This is a genomic window from Pseudovibrio sp. Tun.PSC04-5.I4 (assembly GCF_900104145.1).
In the GTDB taxonomy this organism is placed as follows: Bacteria; Pseudomonadota; Alphaproteobacteria; order Rhizobiales; family Stappiaceae; genus Pseudovibrio.
Genome location: NZ_FNLB01000001.1, coordinates 387059 through 410004, shown reverse-complemented (window position 1 = coordinate 410004; position 22946 = coordinate 387059). Strand labels below are relative to the sequence as shown.

Below are 22946 nucleotides of genomic sequence, written 5' to 3'. Positions count from 1 at the left end.
CGGAATTCAGCGCGTTAGTCTGCATTCAGTTGCCTCAGCGAACGAAACAATCATGGAGTACAGCCAGTCGACTATCGACTACTCGGTTTGACGCGGCCATCCGGGGTAACCGTCCCTTTGGAACCGCCTTGCAGATCAAAGTGGTAGGCGTCGCGGTCAAGAGAATCTGTCTCCACTGTTTCCAGTTTCTCCTCGAGTGTTTCAAGAACGTCTTCACTGGAAATCTCAAAGCCTTTGCCTTTGATCGGCTCGGAGAACGGTTCCGTATAAAGGTCATTTCCCCACTGAGGTTTGAGCCCATGGTTTGCAGCTCCAAGATTGACCTCAACCGCGGAGTGGTGCTCATCCCCGACTAGGTATCCTGTTGCCAGCCATCTGCCTAATTCCTTCACTTGGGTATCTGCGTTCTCGCCATCAAGACCCAGATCCTTCTTAATACCCGCACCCAACAGGCGAATACCCGTCAGGAAGCGATCCGTTGTGCCAGAAGGCGCTGCCACAGTCGGGCGGTTGTGCAATTCTGCATCCTTCGCAAATCCGGTATCTTCTTTCACATCCCAAACCGAGAATCCGGGTTGGTGCTCAACAATGACCTTGTCCTTGGGCATTTCCCCTTGTTTGACTGGGCCACCCTCTTTGAACTGATAGTCTTCTCTATCTGGTCTGTTGCGCGGGTTTGTTCTTGCAAACGCAATCTCTCGTTCTGTAAGGCGTTTGTTGGCTTCCAGATCCGCAGCCGATGCCCAGGACCCGTCTCCACCCTCCTTTTTTTTGCGATAGTTTCTTTGGTTCGCTGTCAGGCTGCCACCCGCCAAAGCATCGTTTTTTAAAGGAGGAGCATCTACCTGATCTGTATCGGTTGGAACTGGCCCATAAAGCTCCGGGTTTTCCGAGGCGTTTTCGGTATTCTCATTTCGGTAGGTATAAAGTTTCAGCTCCTTCGGTGCATCGCTACCAGGCTGAGCATTTCTCGGGGCTCCAAACTTAAAGGAGTGCAAGTATTCAATATCAATGATGTCTTTCACTTTTTCCTGAAGCTCTGGAGAGTCATAGATTTTTTCCAAAGCTTGGCGGAATGCCGGAGAGACGGACAAGTCGAAATACGCCGTGCCCTTTTCACGAATAGTTACATCGGTTTCCTTATCATGCATGGCACCGTCAAGGATTTTGGTAAATCCACCAGCCCCAAGCTGACCGACAATTCCGTATTTTGGCGTGTCGCCTGTGTACGCTTTTAATGCGGTAAGTGTACCCTGTAGCTCGTTACCCTCCTCCAAACGCGTAAACAACGTAACCATGCTTTTCAGTAGGCTATCTGCCGTTTTATGAGCGGCTTTACTTTCGGCTACAACCTGAGCCAGGCTGGATTCAATTGCTTTATTGTCTGCAACACTTATGGGATTTGCCGTAGCGCTGGCGACGAATTGTTCGGCTTGCTGCTTCGAATCCGGAAATTTCATATTCAGCTCTTGGTAAATACGCTTTGCCCAAGTTAGGTCTTCGCCTTCAGGCTTTCCGTCATTCTCTGGCTTTCCAAGCGGCATCCGAAAACTCCTCAAATACAGTCAACTCGTCACTTCCAATCATGTAGAAGGCGCATTTATCTGAGAGTAATATAATCTGTAAAGTAACGTGAACGGTATTCATTCTGGCCTGAGAGTTAGGACAAGGTTACTCCGTGGTATGCGAATTGAGACAAATTTGCCGACTTTATTCTTAAAATCGGAGGCCATATTCTAAGCGCGCCTAAAGCAAAAAGGCCCCCCAAAACGGGAGGCCTTTCTTTAACTTGAAGCAAGTCTTAGTCGTAAAGAACTGCAGCGATTTCTGGATCATCAATGTTAGATGCATCGTAGTAGTAGAAGCCTGTGTCGATATTGGTAGGAACTTCTTTACCCTGTGACGCCATGTAAGCAGCTTTCACAGTTTCATAACCGATACCAACCGGGTTCTGAGTGATCGCGCCAGCCATCAGGCCACTGCGAACAGCATCTGTCTGTGCACGGCCAGAATCGTAACCGATGATTACGATGTCTTTTGCGCCCATTTCACGAACGCCGTTTGCAACACCAATCGCAGAACCTTCGTTAGTACCGAAGATGCCTTTAAGGTCTGGGTTTGCAGTCAGGATCGCTTTGGTCAGTTCAGTAGATTTCAGCTGATCGCCGCCGCCGTACTGAACAGTCACAACTTCGATGTTCGGGTAATCTTTCATCTGGTTGAGGAAGCCATCACGACGGTCAATGCCAGTCCGGCTTGTCTGATCGTGTGCAACAATTGCAACCTTACCAGTTGAGCCAATCAACTCTGCCATTTCTTCAGCAGCAAGACCGGCAGCAGCAGCATTATCTGTTGCAGCGATGGAGAGCGGGATTTCGCTTTCTACGCCACTATCAAACGCAATGATTGGAATGCCAGCAGCATGTGCCTGACGCAGAAGCGGAATAGCTGCCTGACTGTCGAGCGCTGCAAAACCAATCGCTGCTGGCTTTTTAGCCAAAGCTGCGGCCAGCATGTCGATCTGACGATCAACCATGGTTTCGCTGTCCGGGCCTTCAAAAGTGATTTCTACGTTAAACTCAGCCGCTGCTTTATCGGCACCAGCTTTAACAGCTTGCCAGAACTGGTGCTGGAAGCCTTTGGAGATCAACGGAATGTAGATCTTGTCCTGTGCCAGAGCAAGTGAGCTCGTTGCAAGCAGGGCTGCAGTTGCGATTGTGCCGATTACGGTACGTCTTGTAAACATGATGGTATCCTCTCAGTAAAACCGAGTGGTTGGGGCATTTATACCCCTTCCACTTTGTGTAATTATGCTTTTTTCTTGCGAACCATGTCTGCGTAAACAGCCAAGATAATAATCGCACCCGTAACAACCGTCTGCCATTCCTGAGCAACAGAAAGCACGCGCAGTCCGTTGGTCAACACGGCCATAATCAAAGCCCCGATAAGGGTGCCCATGATTGTACCGCGTCCACCGGCCAGAGACGTTCCGCCAATCACCACAGCGGCAATAGCTTCAAGCTCATAACCAAGACCGAGCGCAGGTTGTGCAGAGTTCAAACGGGAAGCGATCAAAATGCCCGCGATGCCGCAGATCCCACCTGCGAGAGCATAAATTGCCATTTTCCAGGCGTCCGTGTTTACGCCGGAAAGGCGTACGGATTCTTCGTTTGATCCAAGTGCAAAGGTGTAGCGGCCAAGTACAGTCTTCCCAAGAACGTAGGAGGCAGCAATTGCAACGAGGAACAGTATAAGCACACCATTGGGGATCTGAAGGCTCGGAAACACAGCGCCGATAACGGAGCCGCGGGAGATCAGATCAAACCCGGCAGTGTCATTAAAGTAAATTGGGCGAGTGCCTGAAATAACCAGAGATAGGCCTTTCAAGATCAGCATCATACCAAGCGTTGCGATGAACGGCGGAACCTTCATTTTTGCAACGAATGTACCCGATGCCAGACCACACAATGCGCCTGCGCCGATCGCTGCAGCCACGCCAAGCGGTAAAGGCATTCCCCAGTACGTGAGCACAACACCTGCGATCACAGCACAAAAGGTCATCATGGTGCCGATGGACAGATCAATACCACCGGTGATGATGATGAGTGTTGCCGCAATAGCCAGAACGCCGTTCACAGAGGTTGCCTGCAAGATGGCGATCATGTTGGACATCTGCATAAAGTTTGGCGATGCCAGTGTAAACCCGAGCAGTAGGGCGATCAAACTTGCAAAAGCCAGCAGTTTCTGGTGCGCACCAGAACTAATAAGGCGTCCAATAAAATTCTTTTCGGGGGCTAGTGTTGTATCAGTCATTGAACTTCACTCACAGTTTGTGCGCTTGTGTCACGTTGGGTTGCGAGACGCATAATGTCTTCTTGCGTTGTTGAGCTGCCGCCGGGCAAAATGCCTGTCAAACGGCCTTCACACATCACCGCTATCCGGTGGCTAAGCCGCATAACTTCAGGCAGCTCGGATGAGATGACGATGATTGCGCATCCCTGCTGTGCCAGCGTGTTCAACAATTTATAGATTTCGGATTTTGCACCAACATCAATGCCGCGGGTTGGCTCATCAAAAATCAGGATATCGCAATCACGCAGCAGCCACTTGGCAATAACAACCTTTTGCTGGTTGCCGCCTGATAGGTACTGCAGTTCCTGCCGGTCCGATGGCGTTCTGATTTCCAACTGCTTGATGTATTTGGCAGCGGCTTCTGCCATGCCAGGCTCATGCAGGATACCAAGCTTGCTGCTGAACCGGTCCAGGCTGGCCATCGCAACATTGGCGCGCACATCCATGCCGGTTGCCAGACCAAAGTGTTTGCGGTCCTCGGAGAGATATCCAATCCCGAGCTGCACAGCATCTGAAGGGCTGTCGATCTTGCAATGCTGCCCATCAACCCAGATTTCACCGGAGTCGAGGGGATCAGCGCCGAAGATTGCACGTGCAACTTCAGTCCGCCCTGCTCCCATCAAACCAGCGAAACCAAGAATTTCACCCTTCTTGATGGAGAAGCTGACATCGCGAATTTCTTTGCCGCGGTTCAAGCCCTTCACTTCCAGCGCAACGTCCGCACCAGAGAGATCAGGCACAATGACTGACTCGTCTTTCACTTCGCGGCCAACCATCATGGAGATGATTTCGCTGACTGGCGTCTCTGCGGCTGGTACTGTGCCCACATATTCCCCATCCCGCATGACTGTTACGCGGTCGGAGATCTGCTTGAGCTCATCCATTTTATGGCTGATGTAAATAATGCCGACACCCTCGGCCTTCAGGCGGCGGATGATTGCGAACAGCTCCGCAATCTCTGCATCATTGAGAGCTGCAGTCGGCTCATCCATGATCAGAACTTGCGAGCGGTGCGACAGCGCCTTGGCAATTTCAACCATCTGTTGTTTGGCGATGGTCAGATCACCCACCTGCACGTCCGGCTTCAGGTCCAGCGCCATGCTCTTGAAGATTTCGCGTGTCTTCTCGTTCAACGCAGCTTCATCAAGACGGCCAAATCTCAAACGAGGTTCGCGGCCAATAAAGATGTTCTGTGCTGCTGTCAGGTCGTTCATCAGGCTGAGTTCCTGATGGATAATGCCGACACCGAGAGCCTGCGCGTCACGCGGTCCTTGTGGATCCGCCGGAGCGCCATTGATCTCAATTTCGCCGCCATCCCTCCTGTAAACCCCGGAAAGGACTTTCATGAGGGTGGATTTTCCCGCTCCATTCTCGCCCATCAAGGCATGAACTTCGCCCGCGCACAGATCAAACCGCACATTTTTAAGGGCGTGCACTCCCGGAAATTTTTTTTCGATACCAGTCATCTTGACGATGGTATTCATCAGATGTCTCTCCCAAACATGTTCGTTTTCAATAGCTTAAAGAAGTTCAACCTAACCATTCAACAGAACTTCCAATGCCAGAAAACAAACTGAATTTACTGATTGCGGATGGGTATTTACCCTTGCCCGGCGATTATTTTTCCCGTCGCCGACCAGCTTTGCCCCATCGCAAATGATCTCCTTCAGCCTTCAATAACGCCCTTTTTTATGATCACATTGCCATATTTGCGTGTCGTCCCGGTCACCACAACACAGCGCGCTTTTTTTGCGCGCTCATAGAACGCAAACCGGTCGATGAAGGTAATTTCAGCGGAGGCTGGCAGAGCTTTCTGGTAGTCATTGACCAAACCATTTGGAAGGTGATCGCCTTCGACTGCGGCCATCATGACAACATTCTCGGGGTCGTATTGGTCCAAAACCCAAAGCGGCATAAGTGCTTTAAGCAGGTCTGTGGCTTCACATCCATCAGAGCGCAGCACTGTAGAGTTGAACGTGTAGGCGGGGAAATGTGCGTCGCTCAGCACAATCTCATCACCATGCCCCATCTCATGCAAAATCTTCAGAAGTTCTGGAAAAACTAAAGGATTAATTCCTCAAAACACTTGAGCCCCCACTCATGTTTGCGTTCTCTGACGCAATTCAAATGATGCATTCACTTCAGTTTTCACTGATAGGCTCAAAGAAAGCTCACCCTCTCAGGCCAATCAGTTGTAACTTCAGAAGATGGACAGGCTTCCCAACCTGAGATACCAACTTCTTTAATGAATGTGTCTTCCTCCTGACCGAAACTCTTTGAGGTCGACCCTCACAGCGCTCGGATATACAGCTGTTTTGCTATTGCTAATTCGTGTTAGCATGCTACCAAAGCTATCTATTTAATCAAGAGCAATTTTGTATTTCGTCGATATTTGAGAAATCGGTTGGGTCAAAGAATTTTTCCAATTTTTGGAAAATCGAAATAGTCAGCCAATTTCCCGGTGTATTCCTGAGAATCTTTTGTGTTCAAAACTCAAAACCCTAGGAAAATATAGGGAAAACGAACAGGTAAATCTCTGAGTACACTTCAGGTTTGCACCATTAATGATTAGATTTTTTCACCTGTTCGAGTCTGCATTTATCCCCTACATGGCTTTCATATAGAGCTCTCTAATCTCCTCGCGGGTCGGCACCCGTGGATTGCCCGGCAAACAAGGGTCAGCAAGTGCTTTATCCAGCCAGCCTTCAATGACGCTTTCGTCGATTCCCAGCGTGCTAAAACCAACTGGAATGCCAACAGTTTCAGAGAGTTTTCGGATCAAGCGGTTCGCCAGAGCCGCAGCTTCTTTATCGTTGAGCTTGGACGTGTCGCCGCCCATTGCTTCTGCGATTGCGCGGAACCGTTCAGGTCCTGTTTCACCGTTAAACTCACACACGATAGGCAACAGGATCGCATTGCAAACGCCGTGTGGCAGATTATGCGTAGCGCCCGGCTGATGCGCCATGGAATGAACCAAACCAAGACCCGCGCTGTTAAACGCCATACCAGCAAGGAACTGGCCACAAGCCATCTTGTCACGAGCTTCAATGTTCTTGCCGTCAACGACAGCGACTGGAAGCCATGCAGTGATCAGGCGGATTGCTTCCAATGCACTGTGGTCTGTGAGCGTGTGTGCGCCCGGTGTAACGTAAGCCTCGATCGCATGTGTCAGAGCATCCATGCCGGTTGCAGCCGTCACAGAAGGTGGAAGTCCAACCATTAGTTCTGGATCGTTGACTGCGATATCTGGAATTTGCTTGCCGTCGATGATGACCATTTTGACTTTGTTGTCTTCATCGGTCACCACGGAGTTAGATGTCATCTCAGCCGCAGTGCCCGCAGTGGTGTTGATGGCAATGAAGAACGCGCCGGGCACCTGAACTTTGCCAACACCGTTGTAATCGCAGATATCACCGGGATTACAGGACATGATGCGGACAGCTTTTGCTGTATCAATCGGGCTGCCACCGCCAACAGCGATGAAACAATCACAAGCTTCAGCTTTGTACACTTTAGCGCCGTTGCGCACGAGTGTCGCTGTCGGGTTTGGCGTTACGTCATCAAACAGGTGATACGCAATGCCCGCTTTATCAAGCTCGGAAAAAAGACCATCCAGAATACCAAGCTTTACGAGAGCTCCATCCGTGATCACCATAACTTTTTTGACCGGCTGCAATGTCAGTTGTGCAACTGCATCTGCAACAGCTCCCGGGCCCGCAAGACTCAGCTTTGGTAGGTTTAGTGCGAAACTCATAGTTTACTCCCTAGCTTATGTTTTTCTTGTTTCTAAACGTCTTCCGGTCTTTAAAGCTGCGGCTTGGTCCCTTGCCCTAACTGTGCAACCTGATGACCGGTCTCCCGACAGTTTTTCATCAGAATCGTAATGGCTTAACCCTGCTCCCTTGGTGTCGTTGCAGGACGAACGATCTCGTAGTGAATGTTGAAAGCTTCACGTGCTGCATCTGCGCTGGCGTGCAGTTTTGCACCTGCCATGGCAAACATAGCTGCTCCTAAAACAGTTGTTTCTGCTTCATCAAGGATCTTGATCGGCAGCTGTAACGTGTCGGCTTTAATCTGGTTCCATAAGGCGTTGCGTGACCCGCCACCCACGAGGATCAGCTCCGTCGCGGTGAAGTTGCCAACGGTTTCCAGCAGTTTCAAACTGTCTTTGAGGCGCACGGACAAGGCTGTCAGAGCAGCGCGGTAGATGTCTCCACGATCACAATGCAGGGTTAGACCGCGGATTGCTCCACCCTCCAAAAATGCCGGATCAAAGGACACACCTTTGCAGTCAACGGGCGCTTGTGAGGCCTCATTGATCATGACCTCGTATTTCTCAGCTGAGCTGAGGTCTCTGTAAAATTGAGCGTTCACCCATTCCAGCACACCAGAGGCCAGCCACTGGATGCCAGGGTTGTAATGGTTCGGCTGTGCATCCCATTCACACGTAAACCCACGGTCGAACACATCGGTTTCTGGAGATGTCATGCTCTCACACCGCGCCATGAGGATTTCCCATGTGCCAGAAGACAGCACCGGCTGGTTCTTCTCAGCGCCAGACCCGAACACAGCAAACTGAGTGTCATGTCCTGCGGACACCACTGGGATACCAGCTGGCAGTCCGAACCTGGCAGCGGGTGTTGGCAGGAGTTCGCCAACAATATCGCCCGCCTGAACAACAGGAGGAAACAGACTCTCATCAAGCCCCAACGCAGAGAGGATGTCTGCGTTGAATGTTTGCCCCTGCAAATCTGTCAGCTGAGAGGTTCCAGCCATGGTCGCATCCGTTGTCAGATTGCCCGTCAGCATATGCGTGAACAACGAGGAGATGAACAACCAGGCATGAGCGTCTTCTAAAAGCTCCGGCTTATTCTCACGGAACCAAATCATCTTGTTGATTGTGTTGAAGGAAAAATGCCCAACACCGCTGAGGCGAGCGACTTCAGCAGGGTCGAAGTAGGTGCTCATATGCTGTTGCGCGTCTGCAGTACGCGGGCATTTCCAACTGATAACCGGGTAGATCGGCGTACCCGTTTTATCCACCAATGCACCATCAACACCAAACGTTGTGACGGTAACGGCCTTTACTTGCTCCGGCTTAACCTGATCCATGAGATCACGGCAACAGTTGCTGAATTGTTCAAAAATACTTTCATGCGGCCATACATGCCACTCACTGTTTTCAGCATCAGGAACTGTGATGTTGGCTTGCGAGGCACGCGCAACAATCTGGCCTTCCACATCAACAGCAATCGCTCTGATGTTGGTGGCTCCACAGTCCAATACGATGACCAAATCCTGAGACATGACGGTTCCTGCAAGCTGGTGGTAGGGATGGAGAGCAGGAAATCCGCTCTCCATGTTTCTATTCTTATTTGTAGAGCGGGCCGTAGTTCTGGCAGGCGCGGAAGTCCTGACCTTCTACGTCCATGCCATGAGCACCCCATGCGGATGGGCGGAAGATTTCATCTTCAGCCACGTTGTGCATGCACACCGGAATGCGCAGCATGGAAGCCAGTGTCATAAACTCGGCGCCCACATGCCCAACTGTCAGCACACCATGGTTGGCGCCCCAGTTTGCCATAACGGAATACACATCGCGGAACGGGCCTTTGCCAGTCAGGCGTGGTGCAAACCATGTGGTTGGCCAAGTGGCGTTGGTCCGGTCATTGAGAACGGCATGGGTTTCTTCCGGCAGCTCAACAGACCAACCTTCAGCAATTTGCAGAACAGGGCCGATGCCATCAATCAGGTTGAGGCGGGTCATAGTGAACGGAACACCGCCTTCGCTGAGGAAGCTGCTGGAGAACCCGCCACCGCGGAAGTATTCATCAACCGCTGCGCACCACTTGGTTGCCTTCAGGCACTCAGTGACATCTTCGTCGGTCACATCCCAATGCGGTTTGATGGTTGGCTTGCCTTCAGCATCCCGTTGCTTACAAGTGCCATCCAATGCAGCCGAGCCGGAGTTGATCATGTGAATGATGCCGTCAGCCGCTTTGCCAGCAAGATCATGTCCGGTGACACGTTTGACTGCTTCAGGTGACCAGTAAGTGCGTACATCAGCAAAGATCTGCGCTGTTCCTGTCAGGCCATAGCCGAACAACTGACACACACCGTTGAGGCTGTCGTTTTCAGTTGCCACAACAACAGGAGGACGCGTGCCATTCCAATCGAACGAGCTGTTGAGCACGGCTTCTGCAGTATCGCCATTCGGGTATTGGTCAGTCCAGTGACGCTGACCTTGGAAACCACCTGCAATCGCGTTGTAACCTAGGGCTTCTTCGCCAAAGCCAAGCTCTGCCAGTCGTTTATTGCCCTGCATCATGTCGCGCATACAGATCGCCATCAGCAGGCTTTCGCGCTGGATTTCTTTTTTCTCAGTGGCGGAGCGGCGCTTATCTTCAGGATTTGGATCAAACCCTTCTTCAAAGTACTTGTCTGCCCACTCGACGGCCAGTTTCAGCTCATCCGCATCATAGATGCCTTTATCCATACGGCGGCGCAGCTCAGTCATATCAACGGCCTGAACTTTCATGCCGAGGTAGGATTCAAAGAAGCCGTGATCAAGGATAGAGCCGGCAATGCCCATGCTGACACCACCCAGAGACATGTAGCTTTTGCCGCGAATGAGTGCTGTTACAAGACCAGCGCGCGCAAACCGCAGCAGCTTCTCCTGAACATCAGCCGGAATGCTCTCGTCATCTTCGTCCTGAACGTCATGACCGTAGATAGAGAAGGCTGGTAGACCTTTTTGGTTGTGACCAGCAAGAGCGGCTGCAAGGTAAACAGCGCCCGGGCGTTCTGTTCCGTTAAAACCCCAAATCGCTTTTGGACGATGCGGGTTCATATCAATGGTTTCGCTGCCGTAGCACCAGCAAGGTGTGACCGTGATGGAGACGCCAACGTTTTCGCGCAGGAACTTTTCTTCACAAGCTGCAGATTCAGCCATACCTGCAATGCAACTGTCAGAAATAACGCACTCAACAGGTTCGCCGCTTGGATGGCGTAAAGTCTCGCTCAAAAACCGTGCTGTTCTGAGCGCCATATTCATGGTTTGCTCTTCTAAAGACTCCCGAACGCCTTCCCTACGACCATCAATGGTAGGGCGAATGCCGATTTTTGGTAGCGATGCCATTTTGTTACTTCCTAACTAACTTGAAACTGGTTCAACTCACGGCACGAGTGCGTTTAGTCCGTGCCTAAGTCTTTTGTTTTTTGTGGCTGGTTGCGATTTTGAAACTGGGCAGAAACGGGCAAACATTTCGAGGCGATCAGAGCGGTCTCTATTCCTCGGCGTGCAAAGGTGCCTCTCCCCCGAAGTTGAAACTGTTGTCTTCTGTAATGACGGTGTCGATCTGGTTTGCATCACAAAGCTTGATCAACCCGGATTTGCCGAGTTTGCTCTCATCGCAAAGCAGAATGGATTTCTGGGAAGATCGGCGCATCATCTGTTTGATGGCGGCGTTCAACTCATTGCTTTCCCACGCGCCTTGCTCCTCATCAAATCCTGTGCAGGAGAAGAAGAACGTATCAGCGCGGAAATCAGCCACTTGAGAAACAGCCAGAGCCCCCAGGAAGGCGCCATATTTTTCTGAGTAACGCCCGCCAATTGCCAGTGTTTTGATGGCTGGCTTCTTCACCAATTCAAAAACAATGCGGACAGAATTGGTAATAACGGTCAAGTCTTCATGCGGCAGTGCTTCTGCAAGGAACCAGCTACTACTACTGGCATCAAGCATAATTACATCACCTGATTTGACGTGCTCCAACGCCTTAGTCGCGATAGCTTGCTTTGCACTCGTGTTTTCGGATTGGCGATTGCCAAAAGCCAGACCCGCATCATCATCCATCAGGGACATTACGCCGCCATGACTGCGCTTGATGTACCCCGCCTCCTCTAAAGATCTCAGATCACGCCGAATAGTTTCAACAGCCACACCAAACTGTGCAGCAAGGTCTTTCACGCTTACAAAACCCAGATGGTCAACTCTGTTTACAATGCTCTGAAGGCGGCTATTCAACATCATGTGTCCTCAATTTCAATCATCATAAACGGTCAATATCGGTCATTCATGACATATATCAATATACCAGCAAAAATATTTTAAATGACCGAATTGAACGCATAACACTCTCCAAATATCCATTTTATACACAAATATAGCGGAATATAGCTATGAATACGCCCGTTTTTGACCGTTCGTCAGGTAATAGTCGGTGAAATTTTCCAAAAGAAGGCCTTGTATAGTTTTCAGTGACTGTTATGTTTCGGGCATATTCGGTCGTTTCGGTCGCAAGCGGGCATCCGCCATCATAAAGCTCGATCTTCAATTCCAAACGGCGTCCCTACCCTATGAAAACCACAACGAGGAAAGAGAAGAGATGTCCCTGAAAAGCGAGCTGTCCGCCGGCATCATCAAAGCCTGTAGAGAAATGAACCGGTTGGGTTTGAACCAAGGAACAGCGGGCAACATCAGTTGCCGCTATGAGGACGGCATGCTCATTTCCGCCTCTGGTATTCCTTATGAACAGCTGGAAGAGAGTGATCTGGTCTTCGTCAGCAATGAAGGAAAATACGAGGAGGGTAAAGTGCCCTCAAGCGAATGGCGCTTTCATCTGATTTCCTACCTCACCCGCCCAGATGTAAACGCGGTGGTCCACACCCATGCCATGCACAGCAGTACTCTTTCCATTCTGAATAAAAAAATCCCAGCGATCCATTACATGATTGCTGCAGGTGGCGGTAAAGACATCCCTTGCGTTCCATATGCGACATACGGAACCCCGGAATTGTCCGAGTTTGTGGCTGAAGGGCTGAAAGACCGCAACGCGATCCTTCTTCAGCACCACGGCCTGATTGCAACCGGCGCAAGTCTGGCAAAAGCCATGTGGTTGACGGAAGAAGTTGAGACACTGGCAAAGATGTACATGCTGCTGCTGCAAACAGGCTTGGAAATTCCAGTGTTGCCAGATGAAGAAATTGAAGTTGTTCTTAAGAAATTCGACAGCTACGGCCTTAGAGAAAAAAGCTAAGCCGGACTCATAGGTCCTGTTTCCCCTCCCGCCTTAAAAGTGGGAGGGGATTGTTCTAAGCCTTACAGCTTGCTCTTAAACGCTGAGGCAGATGTACTTCATCTCGACATAGTCTTCGATGCCGTACTTTGAGCCTTCGCGACCCAGACCGGATTGCTTGATGCCGCCAAATGGCGCAACTTCCGTGGAGATCAGGCCTGTATTGACGCCAACCATGCCGTATTCCAACTCTTCCGCGACTTTGAAAACGGTGGAGAGGTCATTGCTGTAAAAGTAGGAGGCAAGGCCAAACTCGGTGTCGTTGGCCGCTTCAATCGCTTCATCCACGTCCTTGAAGCGGAACAGGGGTGCGAGCGGGCCAAACGTTTCCTGCTTTGCCACATCCATCTTACTGGTGACATCTGCAAGAATGGTCGGCTGGAAGAAGGTTCCGCCTTCAACACTGCGCTGTCCGCCGCAAACGATCCGAGCCCCGTTTTCGACTGCGTTTTTGATGTGCGATTCCACTTTTTGAACCGCAGCCTCGGTGATCAGCGGGCCAATGGTGACACCAGCCTCAAACCCGTCGCCAACTTTCAGCCCGGCAACGGCAATGGAGAGCTTCTCGGCAAAGGCATCATAAACGCCGTCCTGCACGTAAATGCGGTTGGAACAAACACAGGTCTGTCCAGCATTCCGGAACTTGGAAATCAAAGCCCCTTCAACCGCCTTATCCAGATCCGCATCATCAAAGACGATAAAGGGCGCATTGCCGCCCAGCTCTAAGGACAGCTTTTTGATTTGATCCGCGCTCTGGCGCATTAAAATGCGGCCCACATTGGTAGACCCGGTGAAGCTGATCTTCCGCACAGTATCGTTGCTGCACAACTCTTCGCCAATCTCCGCTGCGCTGGTGGATGGCAGGATGCTCAGCACACCTTTCGGGAGGCCTGCCTGCTCTGCCAGATACGCCAGTGCAAGCGCTGAAAGTGGTGTTTCTGCTGCCGGTTTAACAATCATCGCACAGCCTGCAGCCAGGGCAGGCGCGGCTTTGCGGGTGATCATCGCATTGGGAAAATTCCACGGTGTGATAGCCCCAACAACCCCAACAGGCTGTTTGATGACCATAATGCGTTTGTCTTCCTGATGGCCGGGAATGGTGTCGCCGTAAACGCGCTTTGCTTCCTCAGCAAACCACTCAATAAAGTTGGCGCCGTAAAGGACTTCTCCTTTTGCCTCTGCAAGCGGCTTCCCCATTTCCGCTGTCAAAAGAGTGGCGAGATCATCTGCATTTTCTACCAGCAGTTCATACCAGCGGCGCAGAACCTGCGAGCGATCCTTGCCTGTCCGTTTGCCCCATGCTTTTTGCGCGGTTTTGGCTGCGGTGACCGCATCTGCAACATCACTGTGTGCGCAATCAGAAACAGTAGCAATTACCTCACCCGTTGCTGGGTTGGTGACTGGAAATGTTTTGTCTTTAGATACAAAACTGCCATCAATATACGCCCCAGATTGCAACAGGCTTGGGTTGTTTAACTTCAGGTCCATGGTGACGCCCCCTTATCTTTTATAATTCATCAGTGCTGGAAAAGAATGGGAACCAGATAGACCCCCATTCAGTTCATGTTCCGTTAAGCTCGATGGCGTTGTTGCAATATTCCCCGGATGAAGTGTACCTTCTCTGAAAATCTCTTTTTTGAAGACTTCCTTTATGCCGTTTGAACACAATGCCGACCGTCGTCACAAGGTCGCGAAAATCGAATATAAGGTGACGAACTGGTCGGAGTGTAATGAAAGCCTGCGTCGGCGTGGAGACATCACAGTCTGGGTTAAAGACAGCGTTGCCGTGCCTGGCTCGCACCAGTGAGCAACCGTAGCGGGAGACCCGCCAAGTATTTAGATCTTGCCATTGAAACCTGTTTGAGTGTCAAATCCGTGTTTGGTTTAGCTTTGCGGCAGACACAATGATTTGTTCAGTCAATGTTCGCTTTGATGGGGCTTGATTTGGCTGTTCCTGACTATAGCACCCTGTCACGTAGAGCTGGTGGGTTGTACCCTTCCAAAGTCAAATCTGAAAAGGATACTGGCCCGACAACTCTTGTGATCGATAGCACGGGTATAAAGATGTTTGGGGCTGGTGAGTGGCAGGAAAACAAACACGGAACCAAGAAGAAACGCAGAAAACAGCGCAAACTTCACCTTGGTTTGGACCTGGATACCGGCAAAATTATCTGTTCTGAACTGACGGAAGATACCGTTGGCGATCCAACTGTTGTGCCGGATTTTCTGGACCAGATAGAGGGATCGGTTGGCACGGTTCTCGGTGATGGAGCTTATGATGGCACTCCGACACGCCAGGAAATAGCTGACCGTTTTGACGGCGTTGAGGTCATCATACCGCCGCCCAAAACAGCAATCCCCAGCCCAGAGGCTGCGACCGCTCCTACGGCCCGTGACCGAGAAATTCTTCTCATTGAGAAACATGGTAGAATAGGGTGGCAGAAGCAGAAAGAGTATGGGCGGCGTTCAAGAGGCGAGACCTTGATGGCGCGCTATAAACAAATCATCGGGACAAGTTTGAAGTCCCGTAAGTTTGCGAACCAGAAGACGGAGGCCAAAATCAATGTCTCTGTCCTCAATCGGATGACAGACCTTGAACGGCCGACGTTCGAACGCGTCAATGCGACCTGAGTTGAGCGGGTAAGGCCGAGCTGTAAGCTGAACTTTCTTTCTGCAACAAGGCCCCTAATTGGAGCGAATCCACTCATAAACGGCGTTCAACTGTCCAAACATGCGGGATCACCTCTAATCGGAGCGGTGAGGCCAATTCTTCGGGCATGAGCAGACGGTTACTGTCAATCTGCATCCCGGCCAAAATTTCAGCTTTCAAAAAATTATCCCTAGCAGTTGAGGGAGCTCTCATTTTTCAAGCTTTGCATAGCTTGTTTCAGCCAATCTTCGAACCTGCTTAAACCGCAATTCTGCCCTCTATTGGGATTGGCATACAGAAGGTATCCGGCATTTGCCTTCACCCTTTTCTTTACAACTGGGACAAGGATTCCCGAATTTAACGCATCTGCAATCAGGCACCAGCGGCCCATTGCAATTCCTTGCCCAAGTTCAGAAAGGAGCAAACTCATGTTTGAATGGGGGAACCGTTGAATCTGGTCCAACGGAATTTGTAACTTGCCTTCATTGGCCCATGTTTCCCATGTGTCATTCGTATGGGTTGGAGCTTCCCCAAGCATAGGGAGGGACACCATTTTCTGAACCGCGGCTTCCTGTGACAATTCGTTGAGTTCATGCGTAGCCATGAATTCCGGTGATGCGACGGGAATGAGGAAGTCCTGAGACAACCAGTCTTGCTGTTGAAGAGGAGTGTACAAAATAGCTGCATCAGCGGTGAAGTCGCGAAAATCTGCAAGGTCCGTCGCGGTCATAATCGTCAGATTGACATCAGGGTTTTCCAATTGAAACTCACTCAAACGCGGCAATAGCCAGCGCACGGAAAAACCTGGATGCACCAATATGGAAAGGTTTGACTTTCTCTGCTCCTCCTGGCCGATCTGTGTGGCCTGACGAATGCCTTCAAAGGCTCTTTTTTGAGCTTCTAGGACCCTACTTCCCACGGGTGACAAAATGACGTGACGGCCTTTCCGGATAAACAGTTCGACACCCAAAGCGTATTCCAGCGCCTTGATTTGCTGACTTACTGCGCCCTGCGAAATGCCAAGATGTTCCGCTGCTGCAGTAAAATTTTGATACATGGAGCAGATTTCAAATATTCGGAATACTTTTTCTGAAGGTAATAAACCCACCGGACTTCCCTGACTGCACTTTCATTGTTGGATAGTTCAAGTCAAAATACGAAATACAAAGGAGTTTACGAGCTCCAGGCATTTTAACCATGCTGAAGTTGCTGACTGAAACAGGAATGCCTTTGCCCAGCCACACTAAGTCGCAGATCGTTTCTTTTCAAATTTTCTGAATAGCATTGAAAGACTAAAGCATATTATGAAGTAAAATGCAGCCGTTGTGAGCCATGCCTCAAATATGGCGCGTGTGGATACAACAAGCTCAGATGTTTTGTAGGTTAGTTCCTGAATCGCGATCAGAGAAATTATTGAGCTGTCCTTCACCAGAGTGATAAACTGATTGGCGAGCGGAGGTAATACCCGTTTGATTGCTTGCGGCAAAACAACAAACCGCATCTCATCGACCCAGCCTAAGCCAAGTGCACGCGCTGCCTCTCGCTGCCCAATGCCGACAGACTGGATGCCCGAGCGCACAATCTCGCCCACGAAAGCGCTTTCGAACATTGCCAGGACGACAACACCCGAAATGAGAGAAGGAAAATGACGCATGTCTCCAAAAAAGAAACTCCAGACCTCGGGGTTTTCCGAACGTGCGATACCGCGAGCCCATTTTTCGATGCCGAATGCACTTACAACTTGCTCCGAGAGAAAAAAGTAGAAGATGAAAATAACAACGATGGGTGGGATATTTCGCAGGCACTCAACATAGGTCCGTGCGAGTAATCTGAGGGTCAGGTTCTGTGCGCAACGCGCTATGCCCAGAAGAACCCCGATAATCACGGCCAGTATGCCTGCATAAATGCTGACACGTATCGTTGAAATTAGCCCCTGGAGGAGAATATTGGCGACCCACACACCTTCGTGCTCGTCCCAGCGAATGATGTAACGGGGAATGATGGACCAGTTCCACTTGTAATTTAGCGTTCCATCAATGCGCAGCCATATGGTCGCGACAAAAACTGTCAGCGCTACAATGATGAGTGCATCCGCCCAATGCAGTTTTTTGAATAATTTTGCCATCAATTCCCTCGTCAGAACACAGTCAGTTCTGAAATAAAATTCTTCGGAACGTGCCCTCTGGTTTCCCCACGCCCCGAAGATATATTTGCCCTATTCAATCAGGACTAATCACCCTCACTGATTGACTTGCTCTTCCCAGCTTACAGAACGGAACCAGAAATCCTGACGCTCCTTCAGGAAGCCTTCACGCCGTTTTGCAGCGATCCAGTTGTTGAAGAAACTCAATCCATCAGGGTCTCCCTTTCGAAGAGCAAAGGCTTCACCTGATTGGGAATAAATCTTATCAAACGGGATATGCAGGACTTCTGGGTACTTGGTCACGTCATAAGTTGGTGTTGGCTCTGCACCCATTGTGGCGTGCGCATTTCCATTAAGGACTTCCTGGGTGGCTGCACCGTCTTCATCAAACTGCAGCAGCTGTGCATTCGGAAATGCTCTTGCGATTGCTGCAGCAGGTGTCCCGCCCCGGCGTGCGGCGAATATTGTTGTTGATTTGTTGTAGTCTTCTTCAGTGAAGTCCTTTGTCATAGAAATATTGGAATAAATCGTATTTCCAGAATAGGCATAGGGTGTTGTGAAGTTGACTGTTAGGTTGCGCTGCGTGGTAACCGTCATGCCTGAAATAATGACATCAAACTTGCCAGAGACGAGAGCAGGGATAATTCCGTCCCAGGAGACTGGAATGAACTCAGCGTCGACCCCCATGTCTTTCGCAAGCTCGCGCCCTACATCCGGTTCAAAGCCGATCAACTCTCCGTTTTTGTCGCGCATTGACCAGGGCTTGAACAAGGACAGGCCGATTTTGATCGCGCCACGTTCTTTGATTTCTTCGATTACACTGTCCTGAGACAGGGCTTTGCGGGCCTGTTGTGCTTGTGCCGGGCCGGCAAGAGAAACTGCGGCCAGCACTCCCAGAACCAAACCAGATAAGTTGAATTTATAAGTCATAGTACCTCCGGAAAAATGCGATAGGAAGTTTTCTTCTTCTTATTGTTGGTTATCTTGTCGAGCTCGAAATCTTGAGTTCCAAACGTCCGACAAAAATCGAAAGAGTTAGGGTGAGGGCTAGGTAAACTAATGCAATGGTGAACCAAATTTCGAAGCTCATGTAAGTGTCGGAAATGATATTGCGGCCGATGGTCGTGAGCTCCAGAACAGCAATTACGCTGACAATGGCTGAGGATTTGATGACATGGATAATCTCTCCGGTTAGCGGCGGCAACACCAGTCGAAGCGCTTGTGGCAGAACAATATATCTGTAGACCTGCAACGTGGTCAGGCCAATGGAGCGGGCTGCCTCCCACTGGCCTCTTGGCACTGCGTTAATACCTGCACGAAAAATCTCAGAAATCAGTGCTCCGTGAAAGACCCCAAGACAAAGAACTGCCGCGACATAACGCGATAATCCGAATATCGGTCCCATAACGTAATAAAACACATAGAGCAAAACAAGAAGTGGTGTGTTGCGGATAAGCTCCAAAAAGCCAATGGAGAGTGCAGACCCAATCGGCAGGTCGGAGAGACGAGTAACCGCAATTAACAACCCCAGCGCACTTGCCAGCAAAAACGCAAGGCTAGACAAAACGATGGTTGCAATTACACCTTTGGGGATCTCACCCCATTGGAAGCCGTCCTCAGTGAATTTGTAGAAGAATTGCGGCACACGATACCATTGCCAATTATACCCCATAGATTGCGCGCCATCGTAGGCAAGCCAGCCTATAATTCCGACAATAAACAGGTATTGAAGCCACGAAGCGGTATCTGATGTAAGTATTCTTTTGAAATTCATATTGGCGGTGCTCAATGTTCACTCAAAACAGGGCAGATTTAATTTGGAACACGTTAACCTCTGGTGGGCGTCCTTCGCTAACGAATTCCTCATGCTCTAACGTTCCTGAATTAGTGCGTAAGGATCTGATCGAGAAAAGTGCGACAGCGCTCACTGGAAGGGTTGGTAAAGAACTGTTCCGGCTTCGACATCTCAATAATCTGCCCGTTCTCCATGAAGACCATCTTATCTGCAACGCGGCGGGCAAATCCCATTTCGTGTGTTACACAAACCATGGTCATACCTGTTTCAGCTAGCTCTGACATCACATCAAGAACTTCATTTATCATCTCTGGATCAAGAGCAGAAGTCGGCTCATCGAATAGCAAGATGTCAGGTTCCATACACAAAGATCGTGCAATAGCCACGCGTTGTTGCTGGCCGCCCGACAATTGATCGGGGAATTTATTCGCCTGTTCGGGAATGTAAACCCGTTCTAGGTATTTCATTGCGGTTTCACGCGCCTGTTCGGCTGAAACCTTCCGCACACGCATGGGACCAAGCGTCAAGTTTTGCAGGACTGTTAAATGCGGAAAGAGATTAAACTGCTGGAACACCATACCAACTTCGCGCCGTACGCTATTAATGTTCGCAGTGTCCTCATTTAGTTCCACGCCATCAACGATGATCTGTCCGCCGTCGTGCTCTTCCAGACGGTTGATACAACGGATCATTGTAGATTTACCGGAGCCGGACGGCCCGCAAACAACCATTTTCTCACCCGGGAGCACTTCAAGGTTGATGTCCTTCAGCGCTTGAAAGGAGCCATAATATTTTTGCACATTACGGAGGCTGATTATCGGATCTTTTTGCATTCTTTCATCCCTTAATGCTCGCGAAACTCCGGACCGGAACGAAGAGCAAATCTTTGACGTCGCTTTAGGTTACGGGACTGAGCGTTACGCCTCAATAATAATCGGAGCCAAGGAACCGTCTATGTTCCGGATAATAACTGTCGAGAACTTCGGAGTCGCGGAATAAATCACCATATACCTGCCAACCAGATAGGCATCACTATGAATTGCCCAAGGAGACATCAGAATACCATAACCAAATGGCACTTTAAACGCTGTAATCCTGTTGATTCCATCAGGGCCTTTTTTGCCCAGGATCAGGTGCCCACCTGCCTCTTCATCCAATGGCATGTGAAAATGAGGACGGTCATGAACCTCAAGGTAGGCTCCTCCGCCCTTACTTTCGTCCAGAAGATACCCACTGCTATAGTCAGGTCCAACAGACGTAACCGTCACAGGCAGATTACCTGTGGAATTGAAAGACAGAAGATCACCAACACGCACCAGACGGCTATCGTAGTAAGCCAGATGCTCCGGAGTGGCTTCGGCAACAGGTACACGAAGAGCGTCCGCCCCCTCCGGCAAAGTATACTTTCCATTCCCGCCCAGAATGTTAGCTTCATCTCTGATGAGATCTATTTTTTCGTTCCACTCGCCTTTGAGTTCTAAATGATCTGGCTCAGCCGCCGCCGAAAGCACAAAATTATCGTGAAAATCAGTGCGCATCATACCGTTGAAGCTAAGGCGGTATGTTTTTCCAGGCTCTGCGTACCCGAGGAAATTTTCTGTGCGCATGAAAGACCTGTCGGTATTACCTTGCCGATTGACCATGAGTACAGGAATTTGACTGATTAAATCAGCCGGTAAATTGCGAGTTAGCTCGAGGGCATCAAAGTGGGTATGTTCTGAGTGTTTAATCATATGGACTCCCAACAAGCCGTCCGGCTGTTGATCCAGATGGCATAACTCCTAGTAGAAACCCTGGATATCACTTGCCCGGTTCTGCTTAGTAGCTTGAATGTATTCTGGAAATTGAATAATTAAAATCTACATCTCCTAATTTGCATATTAGATATTCTAATGGTGTCTTATCGCAGGGAGGAGTTGGTTTTTAGCTTTTGCATATTGGATAGAAACGAGGGTGCCAATTTTCGCTTCCGATCTTTGCGAACTGAACTCTCATAATTTGAGCTTGTTAAAGGCGACCTACTTATGGCGGGTCATCATGGTTTCCACACGAGCACATTGACCTAGCCGGGTTGCTTCTGCCAATTCATCTTTAACTGAGTTTAACTTGCAAGAATATCCTAATCGCACGCGCGGATTGATCTCAACCTAAGCACAGGATTCAGCCATTTTGGGGCGGCGGAATAGTGCTCACGACGCTCCAGATCTTTGCGACTGCCTATGTGATCATAGGCTCCATCACCAACATCTTCACGGGTCAACTTGGAGCATATTGCCGAAATCGAGGTTCAGGCCAAAGTGAAGATTCGCCAGAAGCGCATTCACGCAACAAAATCGATGAAATTGGCGACCAGTAATGATCGCCAATTTATTTTAGCGAATGGCTTGCCCATCCTCGTCGAAGTAGTGGGCTTTTTCCAAGTCAAAGCAAAGCGACACTTCAGTGCCGCTTTTGAAATCAACATCCCCATGATGACGAGCGAGAAACAGTCCTAGTTTCCCTGCATCGAGATAAATATTGGCATCGGAACCAAGGCGCTCAACGACCACAACTTCGCCTTTGATATGCCATATCCCATCAGTATCAGAGCCATCGATCTCAACAATCTTTACATGCTCAGGACGAATGCCAAACTTTGTGGCACTTCCCTGAAGCGCTGTTGGGATGACGATGTTTGCCGTCTCTTCTGCGAACCGGTCTGCTTCCAAGATATTCATGTTCGGAGAGCCAATAAATTGGGCAACGAAGAGGTTCGCTGGAGTTTCATACAGATCCATCGGGGTGCCGATCTGCTGAATGTGTCCACCATTTAGCACCACAATGCGGTCCGCAAGAGTAAGGGCCTCCACCTGATCATGGGTCACATACACCATGGTTGAGGAAAGGCGCTTATGCAGTTTGGCAATTTCCAGACGCATTTCCACACGCAGCGCTGCGTCAAGATTTGAGAGCGGCTCATCAAACAAAAACGCCTTCGGATCACGAATAATCGCACGCCCCATTGCAACGCGTTGGCGTTGGCCGCCAGACAGAGCGCGTGGTAAGCGTTGCAGATAAGGCTCCAGACCCAGAATTTTGGCCGCGTCGAGTACACGTTCCTTACGCAACTCTTTATCAGCACCGAGCAACTCCAGACTAAAACCCATATTCCGCTCGACCGTCATATGCGGGTAAAGTGCGTAGGATTGGAACACCATTGCAATGTCGCGATCACGGGGGCGCATCTCGTTCACACGCTCATTGTCAATGTACATGTCACCGCTGGTGATCGGCTCCAGCCCGGCAATCATCCGCAATAAAGTGGATTTACCGCAGCCTGATGGTCCCACGAGAACGATGAACTCACCTTCGGCAATGTTCAAATTGATGTTGTGCAGGACCTCGACTGAATCATACGCCTTGGAAATATCTTTGAGTTGAATGGAAGCCAT

The 22946-nt window shown here is 50.0% G+C and carries 19 protein-coding genes and 1 pseudogene; 3 read left to right on the top strand and 17 right to left on the bottom strand.

Translation table 11 applies throughout. The annotated features are described in order from the left end of the window. Positions 1–71: 71 nt before the first annotated feature. The 9 genes from BLS62_RS01970 to BLS62_RS01930 form a co-directional block, all read right to left on the bottom strand. Positions 72–1544, bottom strand: coding sequence for a type III effector (locus tag BLS62_RS01970; protein WP_093176172.1), 1473 nt, complete (start codon positions 1542–1544; stop codon positions 72–74). Between the two features lie 257 nt (positions 1545–1801). Next, entirely contained in the window at positions 1802–2746 is a 945-nt protein-coding gene (locus tag BLS62_RS01965) for an ABC transporter substrate-binding protein (protein ID WP_093176167.1), read from the bottom strand. 62 nt (positions 2747–2808) lie between these two features. Next, positions 2809–3813 (bottom strand): ABC transporter permease, encoded by a 1005-nt coding sequence (locus BLS62_RS01960; protein WP_093176160.1) that lies wholly within the window; start codon positions 3811–3813, stop codon positions 2809–2811. Further along, positions 3810–5336, bottom strand: a complete 1527-nt coding sequence (locus BLS62_RS01955) for a sugar ABC transporter ATP-binding protein (RefSeq protein ID WP_093176154.1) — start codon at positions 5334–5336, stop codon at positions 3810–3812. The genes BLS62_RS01960 and BLS62_RS01955 overlap by 4 nt, the downstream gene beginning before the upstream one ends. 182 nt (positions 5337–5518) lie before the next feature. After that, positions 5519–5926, bottom strand: a complete 408-nt coding sequence (fucU, locus tag BLS62_RS01950) for an L-fucose mutarotase (RefSeq protein WP_280141818.1) — start codon at positions 5924–5926, stop codon at positions 5519–5521. A gap of 531 nt (positions 5927–6457) precedes the next feature. Beyond that, positions 6458–7606: a lactaldehyde reductase gene (gene fucO, locus BLS62_RS01945; protein WP_093176148.1), complete on the bottom strand. Its 1149-nt coding sequence runs from the start codon at positions 7604–7606 to the stop codon at positions 6458–6460. 134 nt (positions 7607–7740) lie between these two features. Further along, a complete protein-coding gene (fucK, locus tag BLS62_RS01940) occupies positions 7741–9213 on the bottom strand; it encodes an L-fuculokinase (protein WP_200798432.1) in 1473 nt (490 codons plus the stop codon). Positions 9214–9223: 10 nt separating this feature from the next. Next, a complete protein-coding gene (locus BLS62_RS01935; RefSeq protein ID WP_093176143.1) occupies positions 9224–10990 on the bottom strand; it encodes an L-fucose isomerase in 1767 nt (588 codons plus the stop codon). A 148-nt stretch (positions 10991–11138) separates the two neighbouring features. Then, positions 11139–11882, bottom strand: a complete 744-nt coding sequence (locus tag BLS62_RS01930) for a DeoR/GlpR family DNA-binding transcription regulator (protein WP_093176138.1) — start codon at positions 11880–11882, stop codon at positions 11139–11141. 355 nt (positions 11883–12237) lie between these two features. On the opposite strand from BLS62_RS01930, the gene BLS62_RS01925 reads away from it, so the two are divergent. Next, positions 12238–12888, top strand: a complete 651-nt coding sequence (locus tag BLS62_RS01925) for an L-fuculose-phosphate aldolase (RefSeq protein WP_093176132.1) — start codon at positions 12238–12240, stop codon at positions 12886–12888. Between the two features lie 75 nt (positions 12889–12963). On the opposite strand, the gene BLS62_RS01920 is transcribed toward BLS62_RS01925, so the two are convergent. Next, complete coding sequence (locus BLS62_RS01920; RefSeq protein WP_093176127.1) at positions 12964–14415, bottom strand: NAD-dependent succinate-semialdehyde dehydrogenase; 1452 nt, start codon at positions 14413–14415, stop codon at positions 12964–12966. Between the two features lie 163 nt (positions 14416–14578). Here BLS62_RS01920 and BLS62_RS01915 point away from each other — a divergent pair. Continuing rightward, positions 14579–15558 (top strand): annotated as a pseudogene (locus tag BLS62_RS01915) (IS5 family transposase). Positions 15559–15767: 209 nt separating this feature from the next. Here BLS62_RS01915 and BLS62_RS01910 read toward each other — a convergent pair. The 6 genes from BLS62_RS01910 to BLS62_RS01885 form a co-directional block, all read right to left on the bottom strand. Continuing rightward, positions 15768–16685 carry a LysR family transcriptional regulator gene (locus BLS62_RS01910; RefSeq protein WP_280141813.1) on the bottom strand — a complete coding sequence of 306 codons (918 nt, stop codon included), beginning with the start codon at positions 16683–16685 and terminating at the stop codon, positions 15768–15770. Positions 16686–16820: 135 nt separating this feature from the next. After that, entirely contained in the window at positions 16821–17702 is an 882-nt protein-coding gene (locus BLS62_RS01905) for an amino acid ABC transporter permease (RefSeq protein ID WP_093176119.1), read from the bottom strand. A gap of 114 nt (positions 17703–17816) precedes the next feature. Further along, positions 17817–18650 (bottom strand): transporter substrate-binding domain-containing protein, encoded by an 834-nt coding sequence (locus tag BLS62_RS01900; RefSeq protein WP_093176114.1) that lies wholly within the window; start codon positions 18648–18650, stop codon positions 17817–17819. Between the two features lie 49 nt (positions 18651–18699). Further along, positions 18700–19494 carry an amino acid ABC transporter permease gene (locus tag BLS62_RS01895; protein WP_093176110.1) on the bottom strand — a complete coding sequence of 265 codons (795 nt, stop codon included), beginning with the start codon at positions 19492–19494 and terminating at the stop codon, positions 18700–18702. A 110-nt stretch (positions 19495–19604) separates the two neighbouring features. Next, positions 19605–20348, bottom strand: coding sequence for an amino acid ABC transporter ATP-binding protein (locus tag BLS62_RS01890; RefSeq protein WP_093176106.1), 744 nt, complete (start codon positions 20346–20348; stop codon positions 19605–19607). Positions 20349–20432: 84 nt separating this feature from the next. Continuing rightward, positions 20433–21248 carry a hypothetical protein gene (locus tag BLS62_RS01885; protein WP_093176102.1) on the bottom strand — a complete coding sequence of 272 codons (816 nt, stop codon included), beginning with the start codon at positions 21246–21248 and terminating at the stop codon, positions 20433–20435. 452 nt (positions 21249–21700) lie between these two features. Between BLS62_RS01885 and BLS62_RS30935 the strand changes: the two genes are divergently transcribed. Further along, positions 21701–21871: a hypothetical protein gene (locus BLS62_RS30935; RefSeq protein WP_159436460.1), complete on the top strand. Its 171-nt coding sequence runs from the start codon at positions 21701–21703 to the stop codon at positions 21869–21871. Between the two features lie 16 nt (positions 21872–21887). Here BLS62_RS30935 and ugpC read toward each other — a convergent pair whose 3' ends face one another. Next, positions 21888–22946: an ABC transporter ATP-binding protein gene (ugpC, locus tag BLS62_RS01880; protein WP_093176098.1), complete on the bottom strand. Its 1059-nt coding sequence runs from the start codon at positions 22944–22946 to the stop codon at positions 21888–21890.

Bases quoted from the DNA above. Each gene is read 5' to 3' on its own strand.
- BLS62_RS01970 (WP_093176172.1), bottom strand. From the start codon at position 1,544: ATGCCGCTTGGAAAGCCAGAGAATGACGGAAAGCCTGAAGGCGAAGAC.
- BLS62_RS01965 (WP_093176167.1), bottom strand. From the start codon at position 2,746: ATGTTTACAAGACGTACCGTAATCGGCACAATCGCAACTGCAGCCCTG.
- BLS62_RS01960 (WP_093176160.1), bottom strand. From the start codon at position 3,813: ATGACTGATACAACACTAGCCCCCGAAAAGAATTTTATTGGACGCCTT.
- BLS62_RS01955 (WP_093176154.1), bottom strand. From the start codon at position 5,336: ATGAATACCATCGTCAAGATGACTGGTATCGAAAAAAAATTTCCGGGA.
- fucO (WP_093176148.1), bottom strand. From the start codon at position 7,606: ATGAGTTTCGCACTAAACCTACCAAAGCTGAGTCTTGCGGGCCCGGGA.
- fucK (WP_200798432.1), bottom strand. From the start codon at position 9,213: ATGGAGAGCGGATTTCCTGCTCTCCATCCCTACCACCAGCTTGCAGGA.
- BLS62_RS01935 (WP_093176143.1), bottom strand. From the start codon at position 10,990: ATGGCATCGCTACCAAAAATCGGCATTCGCCCTACCATTGATGGTCGT.
- BLS62_RS01930 (WP_093176138.1), bottom strand. From the start codon at position 11,882: ATGATGTTGAATAGCCGCCTTCAGAGCATTGTAAACAGAGTTGACCAT.
- BLS62_RS01925 (WP_093176132.1), top strand. From the start codon at position 12,238: ATGTCCCTGAAAAGCGAGCTGTCCGCCGGCATCATCAAAGCCTGTAGA.
- BLS62_RS01920 (WP_093176127.1), bottom strand. From the start codon at position 14,415: ATGGACCTGAAGTTAAACAACCCAAGCCTGTTGCAATCTGGGGCGTAT.
- BLS62_RS01905 (WP_093176119.1), bottom strand. From the start codon at position 17,702: ATGGCAAAATTATTCAAAAAACTGCATTGGGCGGATGCACTCATCATT.
- BLS62_RS01900 (WP_093176114.1), bottom strand. From the start codon at position 18,650: ATGACTTATAAATTCAACTTATCTGGTTTGGTTCTGGGAGTGCTGGCC.
- BLS62_RS01895 (WP_093176110.1), bottom strand. From the start codon at position 19,494: ATGAATTTCAAAAGAATACTTACATCAGATACCGCTTCGTGGCTTCAA.
- BLS62_RS01890 (WP_093176106.1), bottom strand. From the start codon at position 20,348: ATGCAAAAAGATCCGATAATCAGCCTCCGTAATGTGCAAAAATATTAT.
- BLS62_RS01885 (WP_093176102.1), bottom strand. From the start codon at position 21,248: ATGATTAAACACTCAGAACATACCCACTTTGATGCCCTCGAGCTAACT.
- ugpC (WP_093176098.1), bottom strand. From the start codon at position 22,946: ATGGCTTCCATTCAACTCAAAGATATTTCCAAGGCGTATGATTCAGTC.